This window comes from Hymenobacter agri, from assembly GCF_054778495.1.
In genome coordinates, this window is sequence record NZ_BAAGZM010001006.1 from 1 (window position 1) to 1,032 (window position 1,032).

At 61.2% G+C, this 1,032-nt stretch carries 2 protein-coding genes; both read right to left on the minus strand.

Translation table 11 applies throughout. From position 1 onward, the window contains the following. Positions 1 to 93: 93 nt before the first annotated feature. Complete coding sequence (locus ACYVDE_RS24050; RefSeq protein WP_460504050.1) at positions 94 to 354, minus strand: hypothetical protein; 261 nt, start codon at positions 352 to 354, stop codon at positions 94 to 96. Between the two features lie 176 nt (positions 355 to 530). Next, the coding region (locus ACYVDE_RS24055; protein WP_460504051.1) for a zinc-binding dehydrogenase at positions 531 to 1,032 on the minus strand (502 nt) is incomplete at its 5' end.

Here is a 1,032-nt window from a genome sequence, read left to right on the forward strand (position 1 = left end):
CGGGGCTTGCCCCCGCCCGTCGTTGAACGAAACCTACGCGGATTGTTCAACGGCGGGCGGGGGCAAGCCCCGCCCCTACTTAGTTCAGACAAATTACGCCGCCTGGCGCGACTGGCCGGGGTACATCGGCAGTACGGTCGCTTCTTCGGCGAAGAAAGAAGCGGCCGGCGCGGTGGCTTTGGGCGCGCTGTGGCGCAGGGCGCGCATCAGCAGGTAGCGGTATTTCTCGGCGTCGGCCACTGCTTGCTCGATGGCTTGCAGGGCGTCGGCGTAGGCGACGACGGGTTGCAGCTCGCGGCGCGGACGGCGGGCTTCGAAGACGGAATTTTTGAGGTATTGGGCAGCAGATTTCATGAGCTGAACAGGCGGTTTGTTAGGCGATTACCCGCATGTCTATTCAACCCTAAAAACCACGTTTTCATTCCTGAAAATGTGGTTTTTAGGAATAATAATGCAGCAAAAAGGGGCTTGAGAAACATACGTTTCCAAGCCCCTTTTTGTCATCAAATCCGCTGCGAATACGCACGGGCTTATTCGGCAATTTTCAGCACGACTTTGCCGAACTGCGCGCCGGCTTCGAGGCGGCGCAGGGCGGCTTCGGTTTCGGCCAGCGGGAATACTTCATCCACCACGGGCACGAGGCGCTTTTCCGTCACCAGCGCCAGCAGGTCTTCAAAATCCTGCGGCGTACCCATCGTCGACCCCAGGATATCGAGTTGCTTCCAGAAGACTTTAGCGGGTGGCACATCGGGGATGTTGCCCAGCGTGCCACCGAAAAACACGATGCGACCGCCTGGCGCGGCGGCGTCGAGCAGCGGGCCAAAAGCGGCGCCACCCGCACTGTCGATGATGACATCGAACAGCCCGCCGGCAAACTGGGTCAGGGTTCGCACCCAGTTAACCTCGTTGTAGCTGATGCCACCTTTCGCGCCATGCTCCCGGGCGCGGGCAATTTTGTCGTCGGAGCCGGAGGTAACCCACACCTCGGCCCCGCGGGCCACGCACAGCTGCACGGCGGTGAGGGCCACGCCG